The sequence below is a fragment of the Oligoflexus tunisiensis genome, assembly GCF_001748245.1.
Classification (GTDB): domain Bacteria; phylum Bdellovibrionota_B; class Oligoflexia; order Oligoflexales; family Oligoflexaceae; genus Oligoflexus; species Oligoflexus tunisiensis.
This window is the reverse complement of sequence record NZ_BDFO01000001.1, coordinates 6,275,127-6,299,076: the sequence shown is the minus strand read 5'-3', so window position 1 is coordinate 6,299,076 and position 23,950 is coordinate 6,275,127. Positions and strand designations below refer to the sequence as shown.

Annotated in this window: 18 protein-coding genes; 9 read left to right on the top strand and 9 right to left on the bottom strand. The window is 55.8% G+C overall.

The window, feature by feature from the left end:
- The first annotated feature begins 23 nt into the window (after nucleotides 1–23).
- The 4 genes from OLTU_RS26100 to OLTU_RS26085 are packed head-to-tail and all read left to right on the top strand — an operon-like array spanning nucleotide 24 to nucleotide 4,816.
- The gene (locus tag OLTU_RS26100; RefSeq protein WP_141735669.1) at nucleotides 24–1,502 is read left to right on the top strand and encodes a leucyl aminopeptidase family protein; all 1,479 of its coding nucleotides are present in this window, start codon (nucleotides 24–26) and stop codon (nucleotides 1,500–1,502) included.
- A complete protein-coding gene (gene mtgA, locus OLTU_RS26095) occupies nucleotides 1,499–2,596 on the top strand; it encodes a monofunctional biosynthetic peptidoglycan transglycosylase (RefSeq protein ID WP_141735668.1) in 1,098 nt (365 codons plus the stop codon). The genes OLTU_RS26100 and mtgA overlap by 4 nt, the downstream gene beginning before the upstream one ends.
- 3 nt (nucleotides 2,597–2,599) lie before the next feature.
- Entirely contained in the window at nucleotides 2,600–3,817 is a 1,218-nt protein-coding gene (locus OLTU_RS26090; protein ID WP_141735667.1) for an NAD(P)/FAD-dependent oxidoreductase, read from the top strand.
- Between the two features lie 12 nt (nucleotides 3,818–3,829).
- Entirely contained in the window at nucleotides 3,830–4,816 is a 987-nt protein-coding gene (locus OLTU_RS26085) for an isopenicillin N synthase family dioxygenase (protein ID WP_141735666.1), read from the top strand.
- Here OLTU_RS26085 and OLTU_RS33300 read toward each other — a convergent pair.
- Complete coding sequence (locus tag OLTU_RS33300; protein WP_369696392.1) at nucleotides 4,813–5,901, bottom strand: type IV pilus twitching motility protein PilT; 1,089 nt, start codon at nucleotides 5,899–5,901, stop codon at nucleotides 4,813–4,815. The two genes, OLTU_RS26085 and OLTU_RS33300, sit on opposite strands and share 4 nt — an antisense overlap.
- A gap of 1,218 nt (nucleotides 5,902–7,119) precedes the next feature.
- On the opposite strand from OLTU_RS33300, the gene OLTU_RS26075 reads away from it, so the two are divergent.
- Nucleotides 7,120–7,992: an EamA family transporter gene (locus OLTU_RS26075; protein ID WP_141735665.1), complete on the top strand. Its 873-nt coding sequence runs from the start codon at nucleotides 7,120–7,122 to the stop codon at nucleotides 7,990–7,992.
- Here OLTU_RS26075 and OLTU_RS26070 read toward each other — a convergent pair whose 3' ends face one another.
- The 4 genes from OLTU_RS26070 to OLTU_RS26055 all read right to left on the bottom strand — a co-directional run bounded on the left by OLTU_RS26070 (nucleotide 7,993) and on the right by OLTU_RS26055 (nucleotide 16,021).
- Nucleotides 7,993–9,882 carry a bifunctional homocysteine S-methyltransferase/methylenetetrahydrofolate reductase gene (locus OLTU_RS26070; protein ID WP_218110269.1) on the bottom strand — a complete coding sequence of 630 codons (1,890 nt, stop codon included), beginning with the start codon at nucleotides 9,880–9,882 and terminating at the stop codon, nucleotides 7,993–7,995.
- Between the two features lie 189 nt (nucleotides 9,883–10,071).
- Nucleotides 10,072–11,085, bottom strand: coding sequence for a tetratricopeptide repeat protein (locus OLTU_RS26065; protein WP_176736976.1), 1,014 nt, complete (start codon nucleotides 11,083–11,085; stop codon nucleotides 10,072–10,074).
- Nucleotides 11,086–11,113: 28 nt separating this feature from the next.
- Nucleotides 11,114–14,116 carry a tetratricopeptide repeat protein gene (locus OLTU_RS26060; RefSeq protein ID WP_141735663.1) on the bottom strand — a complete coding sequence of 1,001 codons (3,003 nt, stop codon included), beginning with the start codon at nucleotides 14,114–14,116 and terminating at the stop codon, nucleotides 11,114–11,116.
- A gap of 159 nt (nucleotides 14,117–14,275) precedes the next feature.
- Entirely contained in the window at nucleotides 14,276–16,021 is a 1,746-nt protein-coding gene (locus OLTU_RS26055; RefSeq protein WP_141735662.1) for a hypothetical protein, read from the bottom strand.
- Between the two features lie 159 nt (nucleotides 16,022–16,180).
- On the opposite strand from OLTU_RS26055, the gene OLTU_RS26050 reads away from it, so the two are divergent.
- From OLTU_RS26050 to OLTU_RS26035, 4 genes are read left to right on the top strand one after another with little or no spacing between them, the layout of a single operon-like run.
- Nucleotides 16,181–16,930, top strand: coding sequence for a motility protein A (locus OLTU_RS26050; protein ID WP_218110268.1), 750 nt, complete (start codon nucleotides 16,181–16,183; stop codon nucleotides 16,928–16,930).
- 10 nt (nucleotides 16,931–16,940) lie between these two features.
- The gene (locus tag OLTU_RS26045; protein ID WP_141735660.1) at nucleotides 16,941–17,738 is read left to right on the top strand and encodes an OmpA/MotB family protein; all 798 of its coding nucleotides are present in this window, start codon (nucleotides 16,941–16,943) and stop codon (nucleotides 17,736–17,738) included.
- A complete protein-coding gene (locus tag OLTU_RS26040) occupies nucleotides 17,731–18,048 on the top strand; it encodes a hypothetical protein (RefSeq protein WP_141735659.1) in 318 nt (105 codons plus the stop codon). The genes OLTU_RS26045 and OLTU_RS26040 overlap by 8 nt, the downstream gene beginning before the upstream one ends.
- Nucleotides 18,049–18,058: 10 nt before the next feature.
- Nucleotides 18,059–18,421 (top strand): YkgJ family cysteine cluster protein, encoded by a 363-nt coding sequence (locus tag OLTU_RS26035; RefSeq protein WP_176736975.1) that lies wholly within the window; start codon nucleotides 18,059–18,061, stop codon nucleotides 18,419–18,421.
- Here the strand turns inward: OLTU_RS26035 and OLTU_RS26030 are convergent.
- The 4 genes from OLTU_RS26030 to OLTU_RS26015 form a co-directional block, all read right to left on the bottom strand.
- Nucleotides 18,379–19,245: a hypothetical protein gene (locus tag OLTU_RS26030; RefSeq protein WP_218110267.1), complete on the bottom strand. Its 867-nt coding sequence runs from the start codon at nucleotides 19,243–19,245 to the stop codon at nucleotides 18,379–18,381. The two genes, OLTU_RS26035 and OLTU_RS26030, sit on opposite strands and share 43 nt — an antisense overlap.
- Before the next feature lie 153 nt (nucleotides 19,246–19,398).
- Complete coding sequence (locus tag OLTU_RS26025) at nucleotides 19,399–20,586, bottom strand: hypothetical protein (RefSeq protein WP_141735656.1); 1,188 nt, start codon at nucleotides 20,584–20,586, stop codon at nucleotides 19,399–19,401.
- 627 nt (nucleotides 20,587–21,213) lie between these two features.
- Entirely contained in the window at nucleotides 21,214–22,782 is a 1,569-nt protein-coding gene (locus OLTU_RS26020) for a carbonic anhydrase (RefSeq protein WP_176736974.1), read from the bottom strand.
- A 120-nt stretch (nucleotides 22,783–22,902) separates the two neighbouring features.
- Complete coding sequence (locus OLTU_RS26015; RefSeq protein WP_141735654.1) at nucleotides 22,903–23,889, bottom strand: phosphoribosylaminoimidazolesuccinocarboxamide synthase; 987 nt, start codon at nucleotides 23,887–23,889, stop codon at nucleotides 22,903–22,905.
- Nucleotides 23,890–23,950: the final 61 nt, after the last annotated feature.

The window sequence follows — 23,950 nt, the reverse complement described above, 5'->3', positions numbered from 1 at the left end:
GCATTAGGATAGGGAGCAGACAGGTGTTGAATCGCAAGTCAGTCGCAGATGGATATCCGGAACAGGATCACATGGAAGATGGACTGCTTTTGGTCTTGACCAGCCCGGGCCGTCCCGTGAGTCCATGGATTGACGAGCTTAAAAAACAGGCGATTCCCACCCTGCAGCGTGAAATCCACTATGCGAAGCTGCATGTCGGCTTCAAGGATCCGCGCCGGCCCTATGCCGTCGTGGAATGGACCGAGACCGGCCGTCATACCCTGGAGCGCCGCTGGGTGCTGGCGCAGTTTCATCGGTCTCTTCGCCAGCAGTGGCGGGTCAAAAAACTTTGTCTCTTCCTTGCCGCGTCGAGCGAACCCGTCCAGGAACTGATGCTGGCCGAGGATGCCTTCCTCGCCGCCATGCAGCCCAATGATCAGGGCAACGACTGGGCGCGTGTGGATATTCTGAGCACGGAACCGGACCAGCTGCAAAAAAGCGATCCCTACACCGCATTGCGTTGGGAGGCCATGCAGGGCTACCGGCATTGGATCAATGAAAATCCGGATGAACTGACCTCGATTGAAATCGGCAACCGCCTGCGGAAGTTCGCCAGCGAACACGGCTGCGAATTTCGCGAAATGGGTCCTGAGGAGCTGCGGCGCGAAGGGCTTAATTTGCTTCTGGCCGTGGGTCAGGGCGCGCAGCGTTCGCCGTCACGCCTTTATATCGCCACGCATCAGGCGCATAAATCGGGCAAGCCTTTGATGCTCATCGGCAAGGGCATCACCTTTGATACCGGTGGCATCAACCTGAAGCCCTTTGAGAGCCATGTCAATGCCATGAAAAATGATATGGGCGGTGCCGCGCTGACGGCCCATCTGTTTCAGGCGCTGGTGAAATCCGGCTATGATGGCCCTCTCGTGCTGGTGATTCCGTCCTGTGAAAACGCCATCGATGCCAATGCCATGAAACCTGGTGTGGTGGTGAAAAGCCACAAGGGTCTCGATGTCTTCATCGAACACACTGATGCGGAAGGTCGCTTGATTCTCGCCGATGCGATGAGTTACGCGCAGAGTCTTTTCAAACCGGGTCTGACCCTGATGGCGGCGACGCTCACCACGGCTTCGCTGCGGCAGTATTCCAATTATTTTACCGGCGTCCATTTTGCGTCCGAAGAGCTGCAAAAACTTTTGCATCAGCGCGGCCAGAAATGGGGGGAACGCTTCAGCTGCTGGGAGGAGTTTTTGCCCTTTAAAATGGCGAACACCACCAAGGCCGCAGACCTCACGAACATGGGCCGCCTGGCCTCGCATGCGAACATCGGCGGTGGTTCCAGCGTCGCCGCGCATTTTCTGAGGGAATTCGCCAGCCATCCGCTGGTGCACTTTGATATCTTCTGCAGCTGCTGGAACTGGAGCGGCGACTATCCGGGTGTGGCGTTTGGAGCGACCGGCGCTCCGTTCAATACCCTTTTTGATGTTCTGCGCCATCACGGTCAAGAGCTGGCGGCGGTCCGATGACCGAGGAAACCCCTGCGCCAGTAACGGAAACGGAGGAAAAACCCTCCCGTTTTTCCTGGCTGAAGTCCATCACCTGGTCCTGGCGGCGCGCGCTGCTGGGACTCCTTGCGGGCGTTTTGCTCTTTGAGGGCATCGCCCTGATCGTGATCTGGCCTGACTGGGATGCCCTGCGTCAGGGCAAGGTTCCTGAGTCCGCTTTGATCAAGGACTACATCGAACAGCGTGCGGAAAATCCGAAACTTCCCCGGCTGCAATGGACGCCTTTGCAAAAGCCCCTGCCGCAGCGGGTGAAAAAGGCCTTTATCCTGTCGGAAGACAGCCGCTTCTACGAGCATGGCGGCGTTGACTTTCAGGCCATCCGGGACGCGATCGATTATAACTGGCGGCATGGCAAAGTTGTACTGGGCGCCAGCACCATTTCCCAGCAGACCGCCAAAAACATGTTCCTCAGCCTCTCGCGCAATCCCTTGCGCAAATTTCACGAGTTGTTTTTAACCTGGCTTTTGGAATACAAGCTAAGCAAAGCCGAGATCCTGCACATCTATTTGAATGTCGCAGAATTTGGTTTGGGTATTTACGGGATCGAAGCGGCCTCCCGTCATTACTATCATACAAGTGCCTATAACCTGACGACGGCGCAGGCGGCGGAATTGGCTGCCAGCCTGCCTAGTCCGAAAAAGCATAATCCGCGGACCCGCACCCGGTTTTTTACAAGGCATGTGGCGCGCCTCTCGCGCACGCTGCAGATCGTGGATCAGTACGCGGCCGAGCAGGGGCAAAAGCCGGCAGCGGAGACGCCTCTGGTTTCTGACGAACTGGCGAAGAAACTGCAGGAACTGCGTGAGTTGAATGACGAGGACGGTGAAACGGTGGAAACGCCGCTCTTTCCCACGGACACGACGGTCGAGGAAACTCAGGATGAGACACCCGAGGACACAGGGGATGTAACGGCCGGCACGCCGATCGTCGAGGAACCCCTGGTCCCTGATACACCCACGCCCGAACCGACTCCTGATCCAACTCTCACGGCCACTCCCACGCCGACACCGGATGCTGAACCGCTGGAGGAAGACTTTCAAATTCCATTGGAGTGATTCATGTCCGGCTACTCGCATCCTTATTGGCTTGAAGTTCCCGCATTGAAAGGCAGTCTGGAGAAGCCTTTGGATGCAGAAATTGTCATCATCGGCTCCGGCCTATCCGGAGTCAGTACCGCCTACTGGCTTCAGGAAAAAGGCTATTCCAACCTTCTTTTGGTGGACTACGAGCCGGATACGGCGGCGAGCTTTCGCAACTGCGGGCATATCCTTTATGGAACCGTGGAATCGATGCAGGCGCTGGTGGCCCTGCATGGCGAAGACATTGCGCGGCAACTCTGGGCGCTGTCGATCGACATCTGCCATGAGGTGCGGGAAACAATACTGCGGCATCAGATTCAGGCCCATTACCGGCAGGACGGTTATCTTGTGATCGCCATCGATGAGAGCGAGGATCGCGAGATTCATCAGTCGATCGAGCTTTTGCGCAAGAATGGTTTTGCCAGTGAGTATGTGGACCAGGCAAAGCTGCAAAAACTGGGCTTTCGCAATATCTTTGGCGGCCGCTTTGAACCCGGTTCCGCCCAGGCCCACCCCACTCTCTTCCGCAATGGCCTTCTGGAAGTGTGTCTGAAGCGCGGTCTGCGTTATCATTCGGGCGTGAAGGTCGAATCCGTCGAAGAAACCGGCGACAGGGTGCGGCTCAGGACTCAGCCCTGGGGCCATCTTCATGCTGATGCTGCGGTGATTGCCGCCAATGCCTATTCCCCTTTGCTTTCGGGATTTTTCGAACGGCATCGGCTGGTGGAACCCTTCCGTGGGCAGATCATCACGCGCCGGCCCTTTAAAAACCATCAGTTTCCGGTCCGCTATCCGCATAGCTTTGATCACGGCTATGAGTATGCGATCATCACCGAAGACAATCGCCTCATGATCGGCGGCTGGCGCAATCGGACCGAAGGCGGCGAGCTTGGGACCTATGAGATCAACGTCAATCCCCTGGTCGAACAAGGCCTTCAGGAGTTTGTGAACACTCACTATGACCTGACTGAAAAGGTGGAATGGGAATTCTCCTGGTCGGGGATCATGGCCGCATCGAAGACCGGTTTCCCCTTTATTGGACCGACCGACAGCCAGCGGATCTTCACCTGCTCCGGTTACACAGGACATGGCTTTTCCTGGGCGCACGGTTCTGCGAAAATACTGGCAGACATTATCAACGGCGATCCGGTGCCGGAGATCGTCCGGGAAAAATGCAATCCACGCTTTTTCATGTAAGGCGCAGCCACCATGCAGGACTTTACGAGCATTCCGATTGTTGACCTGAGTCAGGACAAACAGAAGGTGGCGGCTGCCGTTCGGAAGGCCTGCTGTGAAAGTGGCTTTTTCTATGTCATCAACCATGGCGTCGATGAAGCTCTCCAGACACGTCTGGAGCAGCTGTCGCACCGTTTCTTCCAGCAGGATGAAGCGACCAAGATGCAGATCCGCATGGCCCTGGGTGGCAAGGCCTGGCGCGGCTATTTCCCGGTCGGTGGGGAGCTGACCTCGGGTCAGCCTGATATGAAGGAAGGGCTTTATCTGGGCACGGAACTGCCTCGGGATCATCCCAAGGTGAAGGCCGGCGTCCCTTTGCATGGGCCCAATCTTTTTCCGGCGCTGCCAGGTTTCAAGGAAACCATCCTGGAGTATATCGAAGCTGTCACGCAGCTCGGTCATCGCCTGATGCAGGTGATGGGACTCAGTCTGGGCCTGGCGGAGGATTACTTTCAGCAGCATTATACGCGGGATCCTCTCATTCTCTTCCGCATCTTTCATTATCCGCCGGATCCGAACCCGCAGAACAGCGCCAGCTGGGGTGTCGGCGAGCATACCGATTATGGTCTTCTGACGATCCTCAAGCAGGATGACTGCGGTGGCCTGCAGGTGAAATCCCGATCGCGCTGGGTGGAGGCGCCGCCGGTGCCAGGATCCTTTGTCTGCAATATTGGGGATATGCTCGATCGGATGACCCGAGGACTTTACCGTTCGACTCCGCATCGGGTGAAAAATCTCTCCGGCCGCAATCGCTATTCCTATCCTTTGTTTTTCGACCCCGGCTTTGATACCGAGGTCAAGGCCCTGCCTCTGGCCCAGGTGATTCGCGATGATTCCGAGGAGCGCTGGGACAAGGCGAACGTGCATGCCTTTCAGGGCACTTATGGCGACTACATTCTGAGCAAGGTGTCGAAGGTTTTTCCGGAATTGAAAGAGGACGTGCTGGAGAAGAATTCCTAGGCGGTCTTCACGGAAGGATCGAGGGTGATGCCTTTTTGCTGAAGCATATTGGCAAAGGCTTCCTTTTCCACGGCCTTGGCATAGGCATCCCGCGGATCCACGACGCCTTTGCTGACCAGAGCCATGAGCGCATCATTCAGGGTGCAGTTGCCCTTGGCCTTTTGCGTTTGCATGTGGTTCTGCACCATGTGCGTATTGCCTTCGCGGATCAGACTGGAGACCGCCTTGTCGACGATCAGAATTTCCTGAGCTGCGATGCGACCGCCGCCTTTTTTCTTCACGAGAGTCTGTGCCACAACCCCTTTCAGGGATTCCGCCAGCATCACGCGCACCTGCTCCTGCTGCTCGGCCGGGAACTGATCGATCAGACGATCGACAGTGGAAATCGCGGTATTGGTATGCAGGGTGCCGAACACCAGATGGCCCGTTTCGGCCGTTTCGATGGCGATCGCCACCGTTTCCAGGTCACGCATCTCGCCAATCAAAATGATATCGGGATCCTCGCGCAGGGCAGCCCGCAGCGCTCGCGAGAAGGATTGCGTATGCTTATGCACTTCCCGCTGGTTGACGAGACAGCGCTTTTGCTTATGAACGAATTCGATGGGGTCCTCGATCGTGAGGATATGATCGCTGCGTGATTCATTGATCAAATCCACCATGGCCGCCAGAGTCGTCGATTTCCCACTGCCGGTCGGTCCGGTGACCACCACAAGACCCTTGTGCAGTTCACAGAGTTTGCGAACGGCCGCTGGCAGATTCAGGTCATCGGCCGTGAGAATTTTGTCGGGTATCTGCCGCAGCACAGCGCCCACACCCATCCGGTTGCGGAAGACGTTCACACGAAAACGGGCGAGTCCGGGTACTTCGTATGAGAAATCCGTATCGCAGGTGCGTGCGAATTCCTGTTGGTTTTTGGGCGGCATGATCGGCATCAAAAACGAGCGCATCTGCTCTTCGGTGAGCACGGCTTCACCCATGCGCACGATTTCGCCATCAATGCGGAGACAGGCCGGCTCCGTCAAAGCCAGATGCAAATCCGAAGCGTGCTTCGCCACCATGTGTTCGAGGATGGCATCGATCGGCAAACGCCCCTTGCGTTCAATGGTTTCACCGGGAATGCTGGCACCGAAATGGATGAGGGCCGGCTCGTCGTCGATAACCTTGCGCGGCATGCTGCTTTCCGTGGGTTCCGGTGACGATGGACCGCCCATGGGCAGATGAATCGCGGCATAGGTGTTGGTGAATTCACTGGGCGCGCGCGACAGCGAATGAATGGACTGATTGAAATGATAGTCTTCCGCGTCCGTGTGTTCTTCCTTTTGAAAGCCAGGACGCGCTGGCTGCGGTGCTATCGTGCCCGGGACATGGGAGCTGATCACAGTATTCTGTGCGGGTTCCGCAGCTTTCAGAGGATTGCTGTCGGTTCCTGTCCCTGTTGCAGTGCCAGGCGATTCGGCAGCAAAATCCACGGGTATGGGTTTTTCAAAACGCGGTTTGGCTGGTGTGCCACTGGCCTCACTCACCGCAACCGGCGGCACGGGCGGAACGGTTAAACCCATGGCGGGTGGCGGTGGACTTGTCGCCACACTTTGATCGTCGGAACGGAGGAGCGAGGCGATCGGCACGCCCTCGCTTGTGCCCTGTCCTGTGACACCCGCCATTGCAAAGTGCCCAGGCTGTTGTGATGGTGGAAACGGGGGGGCCTGCTCGTCCACGGAAATGGGTTTGGGAGCGGGCCTGACGGTTTGGGCCAGCAGTTGATTCTTGATCTGCTGGTACAGAGCATTGCCTTGCGGCGGAATAAAGGCAAAGAGTCGCGCAACGTCTCCCGTTGCCGCGAGCAACTTCAACTCTCCAAAATTCACGATCGAAAGCACACCCTCGCGGACCTGAGGTGCTGCAGGCTGATTCATCGGCAGGAGTGATTCGATCAGGTTTAAAATTTCCTGACGCGATTGTTCCGGCAATGGTGCCACGGGCCGTTCGACGGCGAACATCAACAGCTGCGGCTTCTGGGCTTCTTCGAAGCGTACAGCTTCCGCCTTGTCGAGGATGGCTTGTTTGAGAGCTTTCTTGAAGTTCTCCATACCCTTGCCTTTGGGAAGATAGTCCAGGTCCGGAATTTCTATCGGCGTGAAATCACCGCGCTCAAGCCTTTTCCAAAAGAAAACTGACCCTCGACGGCGGCTGGTGTGTCCTTAACATTTTGAAATCACAGAACAAAAAAACTCCAAATCCGGAAACCTCAAGTATTTCTGTCCATTGCCGTAAATGGGGAGGATCCATCATGGAGGATCAGGACCTTGGGCTGGTTTGCGCTTGCCATCTGTTGCATGATCTTTTGCAGCTTTAAATCAGTGCTGGCCAAGAAACTTTTGCATCATCTCGAGCCTTCGAGTTTTTCGTTTTTCGATCAATTCTTCACTATGATCTTTGTTCTTCCCTTTTTGCATGCGCGCAGCCTGGCTTCGCTCGATACTGACTTCTGGCTGATGCTGGGAGCGAGCGTGGTGCCGGCCATGATGGGGGTTGTTTATCTCAGCAAGGCCACCAAACATGGGCAGATGTCGGATGTGTCGCCCCTGCTGATTTTCCTGCCGGTGTTCGTGGCTCTCTCCGGTCCTCTCCTGAGTGAGGATGCGCTCAGTTCCCAGGCCTGGACCGGCATCGCCACGGTGGGAATCGGTGGCTATCTTTTGAAACTCGAAGTCTGGCGGCGGCCCCTGGATCCTTTGATACGTATCCTCACGGACCGTGCCTCACGTTACGTCTGGGTCACGGTCATCCTCGGCGTCTGGAGCACCCAGATTCAGAAATGGATGGTGCTCGCCTATGATGCCGGCACCGCTCTTTTCTTTACCACGCTCGGCGTTTTTCTCTGTCTGGCGCCTCTTTCCTTCCGCCATGCCGGAGGCGTGCGCAACCTTTCCCGCGAGGCCGGCCAGGCCTGGAAACTTCTCATCATCCTCGGTCTCGTGTCCGCGATCTCGGCCTGGTCACAGTTCGAGGCCTATGATGTCGGCGGCGATGTCGCCACGGTCCTCAGCATCAAAAGGCTGAGTGTGGTCTTTGTCAGTTTCTATGGATTTACTGTGCTGCGGGAGAGTATGAACCTGCCCAAGGTCATCGGCATCGGCATGATGACCCTGGGCGGTGTGGTGCTCTATTACTCGTAATTAACGACCCAGAACTTCGAGCGCCAGCTCCACCTTGCCAAAGGGCGCGGAGACCTGGAAACCCTGCACCGAGGTCCCGAGTTCCTCGACCATGCCGCGGGCGATTTCGATACCGACCTTGCGGGCATCTTCGGGATTTTTGGGAGCCGCCATGCGTTTCATGATCTCATCGGGGATGAAGACGCCTGGCACTTCGTTGTGCATGAACTGAGCGTTGCGGAAACTCATCAAAGGCCAGATGCCGGCGATGATGGGAATCTTGATGTTGTGCTTGTCGATGTATTCGAGCAGACGATAAAGAGCCCTGAGGTCGAAGACAGGCTGTGTAATCGCCCACTCGGCCCCGGCTTCCACCTTGTAAGCGAAGCGTTTCATTTCATAGTCGAAGTCACGATGCACAGGATTCACCCCGACCCCGATGGACAGCGCGGTGGGTTCACCGATGGGACGCGAACCGAGGTCCATGCCACCGTTCAGACGCGAGACCATGTTGGTGAGACCAATGGCATCGATATCGAAGACGCCGGTGGCGTTCGGATAACTGCCCATCTTCGGCGGATCACCCGTCACGAGCAGCATGTTGCGCAGACCGATCGCATGCGCTCCGAGCATATCGGACTGCATGCCGAGCAGGTTGCGGTCGCGGCAGGTATAGTGCAGCACCGTTTCGATGCCGACCTTCTGCTCGATCATCACAGCCGTCAGGATCGCACTCATCCGCGCGCTGGCACGCGGGCCATCAGGAATGTTGATCGCATCGATACCGGCATCCTTCAGACGCGCGGAGTTATCGAGGATCTTTGTCGGCACCACGCTGGCTGGCGGCAGGAGTTCAACGCTGGTCACCTGCTGCCCATGCGCGAGTTTCCACGACCAGCGGGATTTCTGATCGAATGGCACCGGGACACAGTGTGCGTTGTGTTGGGTTTTGGTTTCTTCCGCACCTGCAAATTCCATGGATACGCGCGGCCGTTGGATGACCTCCGCGGCGGCATTCATCGCGCGCTGATGACGGAAGGTCTGGGACATCGCCTTGATATGCTCCGGCGAGGTTCCGCAGCAACCGCCGACAAACTGCACCCCAATCTGCAGAAAGTGTTTGGTGAATTCCGCCATATACTCGGGCGTGCACATATAAATCAAACGCCCATCCGTCTCCTTGGGAAGACCGGCGTTGGGCTGCACGATAAAAGGAATATTCAAATCGGGAAACAGCTTCTGAATTTGCGTCATGAGCGGCTGGGGACCCACGGAGCAGTTGAAACCAACGGCATCAACACCCCATTCCAGAACCTTTTTCAAAGCCCATTCAGCCGGTGTTCCCACCGGGGTCTGCCCTTCGGCGCTGACTGTGATCTGGGCGATGAGCGGGAGTTCCGGAGCCTCCTGTTTGGCAGCCTGAATGGCCTGTTGCAGCTCACTGATGTCGCCAAAGGTTTCGAGGCAGATCAGATCCGCACCGCCTTCCTTGAGACCGCGAATTTGTTCAGCAAAAGCCTCACGGGCTTCCTGAAAGCTGGTTGGGCCCCAGGGTTCAATCCGCACACCCAAGGGTCCGACGGAACCGGCCACGTAGGCCTCCCGACCGGCCACTTCCCTGGCTAATTTGGCCGCAGTTTTGTTGATCAGAACCGTCTGGTCCTGAAGGTTATGCTTGGCCAATTTGAAGCGATTGGCTCCCCAGCTGTTGGTGCTGAGCACCTCGGCGCCGGCCTTCAGATAGTCCCGATGCAATTCCAGAATGATGGAGGGACTGGAGAGGTTGGCGTCCTCAAAACAACGGTTGATGAAAATCCCGCGATTATAAAGTTCGGTCCCGGTGGCTCCATCAAAGAGCAGGGGAATTTTTTGCTGAAGGACGTCTCGAAAAGATTTGGGCAGTTCCATCATTCCATTCCTGGTGGCGTGCGGCTCCTGAACCCATGCGGGCATTTGAGCCAAGGTGACATGAATTGCACACGATTTTGCTATCGTAATGCAGAATGGACGGCTTGGAAAGAGAAGTTGTCAGACATCAATGTGAAAAAAGGGTCTCGCCAGTGAGCGAGACCCCGGAAGGGAAGGAGTATGAGCAGACGCTTATTCAGCGTTGATCGCCTGTTCCAGATCATCGGGCACAAGGACAGGTTCTGAAGCCGCCTTTTTCGTAGCCTGGGTCGGCTTTTCCCGGGCAATCGCGGTATCTTTCGGCTGGCTGTAAACTTCAGCCTGGATACGACGAAGCAGGAAGTTTCCCTTGCGCTGCATTTCAATATTTTTAATCTCAGGGTCTTCGACCAAGGCAGTCAAATGGGTTATGGCAGCCTGCTTATCATTGCGTCCATAACGGGCGACGAGGCCCAGATAGAAAAGCGCGTAAGCACTATGCGGATCGCGGCTCAGAATTTCGTTGAACACCTCTTCGGCCTTCGCGAAATCGCGCAGACGGCTGGAGGCGATGCCGTAACCCATCATGGCTTCGGTGCAGTCGCCACAGCGGGGACGTACAGCCTGAAAGATATCACGGGCGGCTTCCGCGTTGCCCATTTCAAGATTCAAGTGGGCGAGGTTCAAACCGCTTGCAATCTGCTGACCGGAACCATCAAAGGCTTTTTCAAAATGCTCCTTGGCCTTTTGAAAATCCTCGAAGGTCGCTCCGGGTTTATTCATCGAGGCGAGACCGAGAAGGTTGTGCACTTCCGGATTGCCGGGATGATATTGATCCAGGAGATTGGCGTAATAGGCCGCCATGCTGTAGTTCTTTTTCATCGCCAGACCAAGCGCCAGAACCGTCAAGGCCACCTCATCCTGAGGATGATTCTGCAGATAGACGCGGGCGTCGGAGACGGCCACATCCCATTCCGCAGCCCCGAGAGCCGCATAAAGTCGGATATGCTCGCTCTTCGTACTGTTGCGGATCTGAACCCAGTTGTCACGATTCAGTTTGCGCATGATGGTATGACCGCTGGTCTGGTGCACGATGGGCGCCTTGCTGTAGGCCAGCGTGGAAGCGCCACGGCGAGCCCCAGAGCTCTGGGTCGAACCACCGGTGGTGGTACAGGCCGGGAGGGCCAGTATACCGAGTCCAAGCATCAGGTGTTTCAATTTCAACATAAGACTCTCCTTCCAGTTCTTTCCAAAATCATTCAACATCGGTCTTCACAGGCATCCACTGCACATAACCATCGCCGATGGCGCCGTGGCTCCGATCCAGATTTCCAGCCGAACTATTCACCACAATCTCCTGCGACCAGACGGGCAGCGTATCACCCTTCTCGGAGATGCCGAGAGCGATGGCGTCAGCTTCCGAAGCGGTCTGCGTGATGACGTTGATGATGGCCAGCTTTTGCTTCTCAAACTTCGTCACGATGCTTTCATCCAGAGTCTGAGGAATGCTCAGATTCTCGATGGCGCTCAGACTGTGACGGGTGGTTTCCGATAGGCGGAGCATGGCGAGTCCACAGTAAGTGGAGGTGCCCGCCGCACAGACCTTCTCATAGGACGCCTTGGTCTTCAGGAACACAGCGTACTGGGTCTGCAAGGTGTTATAAGGATCGGTCTGCTCCAGGTTGAAAATCTTCTGTTTGGTTTCTTCCGCTTCCTTGTCGGCGAGGACAAAGCGGGTCAAAGCCAAACCTTCAGCCGCATCGCGACTCTGGATGCCGAGGCCGCTCAGCTGCGCTTCCAGCTGACGCAATTTCGTAAAGTCACTCCGCGCTGCCGCCTGACGGGCTTCGAAGGCCAGCACTTCAGCGACCACGGAAGGATTGTTACCTGACAGTTCGCGAGCCTTATTCACACCCCAGTAGGCATGCTTCGCTTCGCCATAGCGTTCCTCGATATGCATCACCGCGAGAGCGGATTTGATCTGCTCCTGGCGGCTGACCTGGGAATCCTCAACGTGAGCCATATGCACGCGCACGGCATTCCCATAGAGCTCACGACCGAGGTAGAGGTCGACCAGCGTCATGCGAATCTGCGGAGCCTTGGTGTCACGAGCGTAACGATCCACAAAGCGCTGATAGAAGAAGATGGTCTGCTCTTCCCAGGCCATGGGGATGGACCAGCTGCCACCCAGAAGGAGGGCATCATGATCGAAAGGACTGGCCGGATACTCATTCACGAGAGCAAAGAGCGTCTCCACGGACTGAGGATGCTTCTCGTCGTTATGATAGGCTTTGCCGAGGATGAACATGCCTTCGGGGCGACGGAAATCGCTGCGATAGGACTTGATAAACTCGGCGAGTTTCATTGTGGCTTTTTCCCAGCGACTGCCGGCAAAGTGTTCCTTGCCTCCTTCAAAGAGGGCATCACCCAGGAGCGCCACAGTATCGAGTCTCTTATTCTGATAGATCGGAGTCAGCTGGGCCTTGATGGCAAGACGGGCCATGTCCTCCAGATTCTGCCACTGGCGGCCTTTCTTATAGGTTTCGAGCATCATGCCCGCTGCAAGCTGCGCATGGGGACCTTGGGCATTCTTTTGAAGAGCCGCCGTCCAGATGCCGTAAGCCTTGGTTGCCTGATTCAGGTTGATATAAAGGAGACCCAGGTGAGCGAGATCATCCCAGCTGCCTGTGGCCTGCACACGTTCTTCAAACATTTGGGCGAGGACCTGGCGAGCCGGAGCGGCCTGCTTGCTGGAACCCGACCAGGGAGCTTTTTCCGTCCATTTGGCCAGAATGCGTTGGGACTGCATCGCCAGCAAAAGAAATTGCTGAGCCTGAGCGGGCTGACTGGCCGCTTTCAATTCCATGAAAACGCGCACGGCTTCGGCATGCTGATCGTTCAAAGCATAAAGGCGACCGATATCGGTTTTCAAAGGAACCTTTTCATTTTCCAGCGCTTGGCCATTGAGATAGACGTTGGCCACAGCGATGGCTTCCGCTTTGGTCCGACGATCGCTGCGGGGTCTCTTACCCTGACTGATCAACTGCACAATGAGATTGCGATGGCGCAGGCGCACGCTTTCAGCAGCGGCTTTGGCGGCTTCCTGGTTTTGACCCAGGATGCCATCCGTTTCATACATATGCTGGAAGCTGATCAGAGTTTTCTGATAGGCTCTCGCATTTTTACTGCTGCGATACTGAGCCGCTTCCAGATCCAGGATGCGATCGGCGACCTGCACCAGGCGGGCCTGGCCTTTGCTCGCTTCCATCAGAGCGCGATAATAACGAAAGGCTGGTTGCAGATTTCCTTTCGCGGACGCCTGCAGGGCCTGACGTTCCGTTACAGCCTTGGCCACTTCCGTATCACGGTTGATTCTCAAATTCAAAGGCGCCCGGTTCCAATCGGCCCGTGAACCTTCCTCGCGGGTCCAGATGTTGGCGGCATAGGCCAGAACCGTTTCACGATCACGACGGCTCAGGGATTTGGTGGCGGCGGTGGCGCGATTCAGATGAACGCGATAGGCATCTCGATTGCGAGCCGCTTCAGCCCGGGCGAGAAGAAGGTTGCCCGACACGATACCGGCAGCGCCCAGGCGGGTGCTCACGCGCGCGATTTCCCGTTTGGCCGCTGCATCATTGCGCTGGGCACGGGCCGCGGCCACCATGAAGTCCACGCGAGCCTGAAGGCCTTTGCTCAGCTGCTTTTTGACCTTGAGCAGAGCATCCGGCTTTCTCGTTTCACCATTTAAATATTTCGCGACCATGGCATGATAGATGGCATGCGCGCGGCGGGTCCGGCTCTCGCGGGCAAAATCCGTGGCGTAGCGAATCAAGGCGGCGCGGGCTTCCCGCAGCTTCTGCTCGGGGGCACCGTAGTTGCCTTGAACAGCTGTCAAGCGACCAGCCTTCAGGTCTTCAAAGAAATAAGCGAGCAGTGCCTGGTTTTTATAGAGATCAGACAAAAGTTCAAGGCGACGGTTGCCCTTGGCCAAAGCCAATTCACGCGTCTGGGCATCCACTTCCTCGATCGCTCTTTGGACATAAATGTCATCGGTCAGGCGGCGCGAGGCCAGCTCAGGATCACGCAACGCGAGATCAAGCACGGGCAGGTCCGAGCCACTGGAAGGCAATGGGATCAAAGGATTGAATGGGCCAGCCATCGCGATCGAGGCTGACAAGGACAGATTGAGCCAAAGTATAAGTCTCGTGAGAGTTCCAAACAGCTTTTCCACAACAAGCTCCACAGCAACAACTTCCATTCCGGTCCACCAGAGACGGGCTCAGGCGCTTTTCATCCTGCAAAGAATGGCCCAGACGAGCGGAAAGGAAAGAACTCTGATTTCGCGTCATTGGCCAGAGGGGGACCGCCGGCTGTGGCTTGAATTGTCAAGAAGATGGACAGGGAAGGGGGAATCCGGCTACTCGGAATCCTCAGCCGGGCGGCTGTGCTGTTGTTGGAAGATGCGAAGTTGTTCTGTGATATTGCCGCCCTGTTCCTCCTGGGAGGGGCGGAACAGGATAATGAGGACAAAGATGATCACGAAGCCCACGATGGTCCAAAGCGCAATTTTGATTTCGCGTGGAATGCGGAACGGCGCCGGCTCACGGGGAGCCTTGTTCGGAACATACTCTTCGGCTGACGGATTGATTTCAATGGCGGTTTCGGGCTGCGCTTCCTTAAGGGCCTCCGGCTGCGCGGCTGGTGACAGAGCCGTAGCCTCGGCGACCGCAATCCTGCGGCGCGCCCCCATGCTTTCCTCAATTTTTTGCTCGAAGTAGGCAATGAGGTAGTCCTTGAGTCGCCGTCTTTCCGCCTGCCGGATATCCACCAGCAAGCCGTCGATCTTATAAGGGAATTCCTGAAGGTTCGCGCGGGCATGATCGTGACAGCTGGTCACCTTGAAGGCGACGCTGCGGCCCAGCGTGTGATGAAAGAGCGGGGCCTCCAGTCCACAGATTCCAAAGCGCCCCAGAGGCCAGGCGATGGCCAGTTGCGCGGCATCGGGATGCAGGCGGGTCAGACGCGCGGGAACCATCACATGGGCGAAGGACATCCGGTGGTTTTTCGGAATGTAGGTAACGCCGACCTGCGTAGGGCCGGTCTTGCCCGTCTGCTGGATCAGATACTCATCCAGATTCGTCGGTAATTTGGCTGAACGCAGAAGACGGAAATTTTTTGAAATATCTGCGAATGGTTCCTCGATCCCCTGCGGCCCGACGATAAGAATCGGCACATCGGGACTCAAATAATCGAGCATTTCCTTGAACGCCGCACGATTCGGTCCCATGCACATGCGGTCTTCGATGATGATGATGTCAGGCCCGATAAAACGCGGCTCATGAATCATATTGGTCTTGTTCAAGGCTATGGAGACCTGGAACTTTTGCGGATCCAGACGGCGGAGCAGATCACGCCGCAGCTCAGGAGCCCGAATGATGCCGTAGATTCGAATGGGAATCACGCGTGGCTGCTGCCGGAAAAATTCCTTGAGCACACTTTTCTTATCCTGATGAATTTTGGCCACTTCCCAGCGGCAGAGAAGGGCATCGGAATAACGAAAGTGCAAATGCGTCTTATGATGAGCCATGACCTTCAGCGTCAAATGCTTGACGCCCATCAATTCAGCCAGGCCTCCGCCGAGCGTGAGGATGGTGCCCACCGGCGGCGTGAGGCGGCTTTCCAGCCACAGCTCCCTCTCATTCATCCAGGCAATGCGCGCGGGAATGTGCAGGGAGGAAATATTTTTCATCGTCACCTGCGGATAAGGATCCGCCATGTCCGCCGCCTGCCCCGAGGCGGCAAACGAGTAACGTCGAATCCAGAGGTCGGGGCTTAAATCGATCGGGATAACATCGCGAAAACCAAGGGCAATAGCCCTTTTCACGATTTCGTTTTGATGGTGCGAGATGGACAGGATAAAACGCACGCCGGCATACTCGGGATGCGAGGTGAGGCGACCCAGTAGATCCAGATTTTTGCCATCGAGGATGCCGTCGTCGATCACAATCGTGTTGAGTCGCGTCGCAGGATAGGTGCGTGCCAGGGCTGGAAAGTCCGGCAAAACCTTGACTTCAACCTTCACCTTTTTGAGAATATCAATTTTCTCCTGCATCGCAGGATGCGCTGTTGCGCTGATCCAATAGATTTCCCGACCCGATGTCATGGCGATCTCCGCACTCCAAGCCTTCCTTCCTTTCGGTAAACTTCACTCCCAACATGAGCCGCGGCGCTCTTTGTACAGTCATGACACACTATGCTAGAATAAAGAAAACAACTCACTTCGACCCAGAAAGTAGGGTGGGCAATGGAACTTACGAGTATCTTGGGCCCGATCGTCGCGATTGGTTCCCTGGTGGCGGGTATCCTGCTGAAGCATGCCGCCGACCTGATCCCCCAGATCGTCTGGAATCCACCTTCCGTGGCCATTGTTATCGGCGGGACGATCGGTGCGCTGATGGTTGCTTATCCCATGGATGATTTTATCAAGGCCTTCAAATCCGTAGGCATCTTTCTCAAAAAGGGTGAACCGGATCGTGCTGAAATCATGGCTCAAATTATCGATCTCGCGCAGGTTGCGCGTAAGGAATCCATCCTGGCTCTGGAAAAGAAGCGGGATGGCATCAGTTTCCCTCCACTCCGCAAAGCCGTGAAGCTCGCCGTTGACGGTACGGATCCCGCGGTTCTTCAGGAAACTCTGGAAACCGAGGCTCACTTCGAAATGGAAGAGGCCGAGGTCAACGTGAAGTTCTGGGAAGATTTCGGCGCCATCGCCCCCACGATCGGGATTCTTGGTGCCGTTATCGGGCTGATGAAAGTTATGAACTCCCTCGATAAACCCGAGGAAATCGGCCCCGGTATCATGGTTGCGTTCGTGGCAACGCTCTATGGTGTGGGTGCGGCGAACATCTGGGGTATCCCCGTTGGGAAAAAACTGAAGCGCAAGGCGGTACTGCATCACTACGCCTTTGAAATGGTGATCATCGGCATCGATGGCATTCTGTCCGGTCTGAACCCCAAAATCATCGAAGAACGTTTGAAGGTGTTCACAGGCGGACACGACGAAGAAGGCTGAAGGATAACACTTGGCTAAGAAACAAAAGTGCCCCGAATTCGAAAACCACGAACGCTGGCTCGTGTCCTATGCGGACATGATGACCCTTTTGTTTGCGGTGTTCGTGGTTCTTTACGCCTTGAAAAAGGAAGGGGCCAGCGAAGCCCAGATCCAGCAGGCCGCGGTGTCGATTCAGGAATCCTTCAACGATGTGGTGGAGGATATTCCGGAGGTCAAACGCGTCGGCCCCACCGAGCAGGGCTTCGGCATTTTTGAACATCGAAAAGGCGATCGTATTCGCCCGCCCATCGTGACCAAATTTCCTTCAGCAGATCGGCAGACCAAGGTCATCGACGCGGAAATGCAGAAGGTGGCTGAGATGATCAATCTGCGCCTCTACGGCAAGGAAAAGATCCGCGAGCTGGAAAAGAAGGGGCAGGAGCGCATCGTCTCGGTGCAAAGGGACCATGATGGTTTTCGGGTCCGACTGCTCGCCACGCATTTTTACAAACCCGGCGCCTATCGCGTCAATCAAAAGGCGATCAGCGATCTGAATCAGGTAGGCCGCATCCTCAAGGAACTGGGGCGTGATATCACGATCGAGGGCCATACCGATTCCGTTCCCCCTCGGGGCGAAATGTCCAACTGGGAACTGTCCAGTCTGCGCGCCTCCTTCATCGTTCGTCATTTCATTGAAGAGTTGAACTTTTCCCCTGCGACGGTCGCCGCCGCAGGTTATGCGGATACAAGGCCGATTGCCAGCAATTCCACCGAGGAAACCCGAGCCTTGAACCGGCGCATCGAAATAAAGGTGCACTACAATGAGTAAGCTCTGGCTCAACCTGGGTTTTCTTGTTCTGCCGCTCCTGGCCGGCTGCGATCCCTATCACAAGGAAAAGTGCGAGTGGTACCTCGTACCGGAGCCGGACCACATCGGCCTCGTGGAACCGGGTTGGGTGTCCCTCTGTGCCCGCAATTTCGTCATCAACAAGCAGCGCTGCTATCTGAAAAGCACCCTCGAGTTTGCCAAGGAAGTGAACGGCAAACTGATTCGCCTGTCCTCCCTCAAGATAGCTGAAACGGGGCCCTATCCCCGTGAAATTTTAAGCGTGAAGACCTGCAAGCCTGACAACAAATAAGGAAGGTGTCGTGAGACGCAACAGTGGGGATGGAGAGCCACAGAAGGGGCGCTCCTGTGGGACCTGTACGTTGTGCTGTACGCAATTGGAGATTGAATCCAAGCCTGGGTATTCCACCCGCCTCGACAATGCCGAAGACATTGCCAAGCCTGCTGGACAGCGTTGCTCGTATCTGACGGCACGCGGCTGCAGCATCTATGAGGTGAGGCCTCTCGTGTGTCGGCAGTTCGCCTGCGACTGGCTGCTCGGGGAAAAAACATTCGGACCCGAAGACTCCCCGATGAAAACGGGGCGCATTGGGGTCCGTGGTGTCACCTTACATTTTCAAAATCACAGACAGCCGCAGATACGACGGTCACCGATCCGCGGATAGGCGGCCGGGTTGGTGTCCTCCTGGTCAAAGACCACGCGACCGTTGGCTTCCTCAAAACAGCCAATTCCACGGCCGTTCGTGTCGCCAAAGCGGAAATCCGCCGTGCCACGAATCTTCACGAAGAGGTCATGGCAGGCCTGCTCATTCGCATCGGTATCAAGATCCTCTCCGTTGCCAAACTTGGAGGTGATATAGGGATGCGGTGCAAGACCCGCTCGTGAACAATACTCAGTACATGAGGATTCCACCGGCACAAAGCAGACGCCATCCACAAAGCTTCCGCCAAGGCAGGTCGGCGCCGTGCTGGTCGTCGGTGCGGCCGGAGCCTCAACCGGTTTGGGCGGCGGCAAAGGTGCAGTTTCAATCCGCACATTCTGGCCCGCAGCATTCTGATAAGTAAAGCCATAAATACTGTTCCGCGCCACGCTCGTCAGAGTGATCTTATCCGCGCCGCGGAAGGTGAAGTTCACGTCCCAGTCGGCAAGATTGGAGGCCACCGTCTTATCAATCGTCACGCCATACGGAGAATCCGCGGGCAGACGAATGTCGTAACGATTCCAGGAGTCCGGCGTATTCAGCACCCGCACACCGTCGGCGGTGGTCGTCATACATCCCACCTGAACGTTGTCATCCTGAACGTTGAATGGTGAACATTCCACAAGATATCCGGGCACTCCCGTGCCTGATTCCGTCGGCCGATCGCTGGCTTTGGTATCTGGATCCAGACCGATCGCCTGGCTCGATTTTGATTTTTCAGTCAGGGAAAATGAATTCTGAGTGCACGCCTGCGTCGTGAGCAGGAGCGCGAGTCCTAACAACCGCATCGTCGTCAATGTTGCAAACACTTGCATGGGCCACCTCATGGTCACCGGATCGGCATTTTGTGCGCGGACCTTGACAAGAAATTTTAAGTTACGAAAATAATTGATACTTACTTTCCACAGCGGGTGCGGAGAAATGGCTACGGGAAGAGAAACTCAGCTTTTTTGGAGCCAGTTCACTTCGAGCAGGTCGGCGGCAAGACGCAGGACATCCGCATCCCGGCCTTCGCTGAGTTTGAGGCTTATGGACTTGTATTCATAGAAGGCAATGGCGGCGAGCTGATAGTGACGGCTCCGGTAAAGCCAACGGGCGAGTGCATTCCAGACGAGGATCTCCTGATCAATATAGTAGAGGCCCGAGATCTTGGGCAGGATCTTCTTGATATCCATCAGCCGCTTGGCGAAAGGGATGTCGCTGTCGTAGGCTTCTTCGAGTGACTGGGTAATGGCAAAAAGCTGCGCATTTTTCGGGGATTCCATGATCCGCGAACCGACGAGGCGGCTGATTTTGGGCAGACGCTCCAGCCACTGGGTTTTCTTATGGCCGGCGGCCCAGAGATAAAGTTCCAGCTTATAGGAACTCGAGTACTCGGATTTTTGTTTGCGCAAAAGGCTCATCATCTCCGTCAGGTCACCGGAAAGACTCGCCTGCAGACAGGTCTGCTCCCAGGTCAGCTCCTGACGACAGCTGGCATCGTGGATCTCAGGTTCAATGCCCTTGGCCTTTTCAATGCCGGCCTCAAGCTGCCCGGAAATCCGCAGTGATTTTACAATCCATACCCGAATGGTGTCGGTGACCTTGGGATCATCGCAGTCCGCCAGGGCCCGATCCAGAAAATGGAGCGCGAGCGAGGCGTTCCCGAGGCGCAAGGCATAGATGCCCATGCCGAGGTTTTGCCGCGCGGTATGTTCGGGAGGCATGATGGCCATCTGCGCCGCCAGCTGGCGTTCCCAGAGAGCCTGCAGGATTTCACTGTTCGAATGATGAATATCGCTAATGATGGTGTGCAGTTCGGAATAGAGAAAGGAAACCTGGGTATGCCCTGGTTTGACCCCAGCGACGCGGAGGATGGCCTGACCGAGGTTGGAGAGGTCCTGGATCTGCCGTTTGCCCAGCCCACCGTAACGATCGTGATGCACGAGGGCCGAGACGATAAAGACGAAGCGCCGCAGCAATTGATCCGAGTCCTCGGCCGACTCCAGAAATTGAATCTGTTCGAGGATATAGTTCAGACGCTCGGCTTCACCGGATTGCTGGAGGATCTGGTCCAGTTCAATCTTGATGGCACGCTTCGTCTCGTCGATCGCGCTTTTTTTCCAGCCTTCCCGCCCTTTACGGCTCATGCGTCTGGCTCCAGATTTTTTTCATTTCGTGCTTAAGTCGGACGAGGTGGGGGTCTTACTTTATGAAGAAAATTGGAAGTCAATGAAACTGCAAAGGAATTCCTGTGAAACCGGACAGGCTCCCACGGGAAAGCTAAAACGCAAAAACACGCTGGCGGAAAAACGACTGTGATTCTCCTCTTCTAGGATGAGGAGTTGTGAATTTCGGGCAACGCATGACGCCGTTTCTTTTGATCAGCTGAAATTTTCCCTGTTATTTCAAGGACCACCAGGGGACCACCGGTCAGGGTCTGATCCCGCTGGACAGCCGTGGACCGTGGGGTGCACACGGAACCTGCGAAAATTGCTGCAGGGCACCGAACGGCACAAAGCGTGAAATAACCTAGGCAAGGGTTACACATGCACGCTAGGTCTTCCCAGAATACTGGGAAAATATGGAAGAGGACTTGTTATGAAGAAGGAGTTCTGCATACAGTTTTCATGTTTCTAGGATCTCGTGACGTCATCGTCGTCGCAGCGATGACGCTCAGTCGTCCCCTATCTCGGTGTAGTGGTTTCTTCAGGGGTGCTTCATCCTCAGCCTGCGTCGCATCAGGCTGAACTCATGGATGAGGCACCTTATCCTTTTCAGGGTTTGCGATAATTCAAAGGCTGAGCCGGCCGCGCATTCATCGGATATTTCCGTTTAAAACGATCGATCTGCTCCTGAGACAGCTTCAGGTTTGCATGCAGAATATTCCAATTCACATTCTCCGTGCAAGGAGGTGTGGTGAGGGATCCGGTATAATGAAAGGCCGTGAGCGAAGTCGGCAGGAGTCGGCGCAGGTCGAGCGTCATGTTATAGGGTTTGATCGGTTCCTTGGTTTTCACCGGCATATAATCCCAGACGGTTTCATAACCATCATGAAGCCTGCCGGGATTGATAAAGGCGCCAATCACCGCCAGCTGCCCTTTATCGTTCGTATGCACGAAGTGCACTTCCATCTGATAAGGACGATTTTCCACAAGGTGCTCGCTGGGCGCATGGAAATGGAACTGCTTTAATTCGTAGCGCAGCCCACCGATCGTCGCAAAGTTCCCGCGTTCCACATTCACCTGAACGGTGTGGCCGTTGTCGATGACCTGGAACGTGCTGCGTTTGTAGTCGAGTTCAATCGCGTTGCGAACCGGCCATTCATTCAGAATATTGATGGGACTTTGCTCCAAACCTGTGCTGCAGGTTTTAAAGGCGTCATCCATCGCGGCCCAGTGCTCAGGTCCATGTTCACCCACATAATCCCAGTGCGGAGCGTCATGAGCCTTGGCGGCGAGCGCGATCTTATGCTTGCTGGTCTTGGCAGGTTTGTGGGTCCGGGGAGCCGGTTGCGGTCTTTCACGAAGCCTGGCTTTTTGAGTTTCCGACAGCGTGCGTGGGGCATGATCCGCTTCAACATGCCTGTATCCCGTGGCTTCACGCTTCAACACGCGATGCACCGTATCCTCCGCGTCCTCTGACTCACGAGATAAGGGCGCATGAGCGGAAAGTTTCATGCCTGCGGCTGCGCGAGGTTCGGGTTCATGGGTGATGGTGGTTTCACTTTCCAGGTCCTCGGATTCATGGTCGGAAGGTTCCATTCCATGCACGTCCTCTTCCATGAATTCCACTTTTTTAGGATGATGGCTGCGACGATTTTCGATGGCCACATCATGCTGCAACGATACAGATCCGGGTCGCAGCAAAGGATAAAGGCTGCCAAAACCCACCAGAAAACCGGCGAGCGTGGTGGTGAGCAGAGCGGGTACTGGCTTTTGATGATAAAGAAGAGCCGCCATCAGGGAAAAGCCGGTGATGACCAGACCACCGAAACCACACTGATGAACGAGCTGCATGCGACTCGTCACGTCCTCACCGGGAACGAGGAGTGGCAGCGACACCGTGGCGACGAGGTAGGCCCAGAGGCCACCGGTGAAGAAGAAGGCGGTCAGGTTTTTGAAGAGGCTGTCGTGCAACCTTCGCCAAAAAAAGCAGAGAGCCAGACCGAGACCGATATAGCCGAGTGTCGTCGCCTGAATCTGCTGGTCAATTCCCGCCAGGGCTATGGTGGATTTAATGCCTTCCAAGGCAAAGATCACGATCGCAAAGAGAACACTCATAATAATATAAGTGGGTGTTCCCTGTTCATGCTGCGGATGGTGATCGGAATGACCCTTCGCCATTTCATGTACTCCTTTGACGGGCGGTAGCCCGCTTGTGGGGGGCATCGGAGGCTTTGCCAAGGAGTTTAGAAAGCTCCCCCTTACTCTTGCGTAAGGGAGTTCACGCAGCAGCTCCGGCTGTCAAACACGGGGTGTTTGGCTCAGAGGGCCTGCGCTCATAAGCGGGCGACCTGTTAGAGTTTCTGCCACCTGGAGATAGGTTTCCGCCAGAGTCAGGAGGCGGCTCACCGGAACGTGGGGAACGGTGCCCTGACCGCTGAACCCCAGCTCCAGGAGATAACGTCGGACCGTTTCCTTGTCGAGCATCTCCGGGGCATCCCCGCGACCGAGGTTGGTTTCATAACTGGATTTCACCCAAAGACGCGAGGAATCCGGAGTATGAATCTCATCGATCAGGCGGATTTGTCCCGATCCATCCCGACCAAATTCATATTTGGTATCGACCAGGATCCAGCCTTTTTCCGCATATTTTTGCTGACCAAAGCGGAAGAGCTTCAAAGCCATTTGGGAGATCTCCACCCATTCCTCACGCGTGCAAACGCCCTGCTGCACCAGCTGCTCGGGGGTGGCGTCTTCATCATGCTCAAAGGCGGCAGCCTTGGTGGTCGGTGTGATGATGGGCTCGGGCAGGGAACGATACGGTTCCAATCCTTCCGGAAGCTTTTCCCCACAGAATTCCCGAATGCCCTTTTGATAGGCCCGCATCATACTGCCGGCCATATAACCTCGCACCACGACTTCCACCTTGTACGGTGTGCAGCTGATGCAGCGTAAAACGCGTTCATGCGGGCGTCCCAGAAAATGCGTGGGCACGACGTCAGCCGCCTCCTCCAGCCAGTACTGGGAAATTTCCGCAAGGATGGTGCCCTTGTAAGGGACGAGACCGATGAAGCGATCGAAGGCCGACAGCCGATCCGTGTGATAGATCAGAAGATCGTTTTCCGTGCGAATCAACTCCCGCACTTTGCCTGCATAGACCGCTGGGTATTTCTGTTCGAATTCCTTTTTTTCCGACTCGGAAAATCCCTGGTAAGCGTGTTCGGTGACGGCTCGGTCCGGGTCGCTGCTATGAGCGATTTCTTTGAGCAATTCGCGAATGGGCTTCACGTGCGGTCTCCTTTGATGGGTGCGCTACTTCCCTATCAGAAGAGAAGGCGCCACACAAACC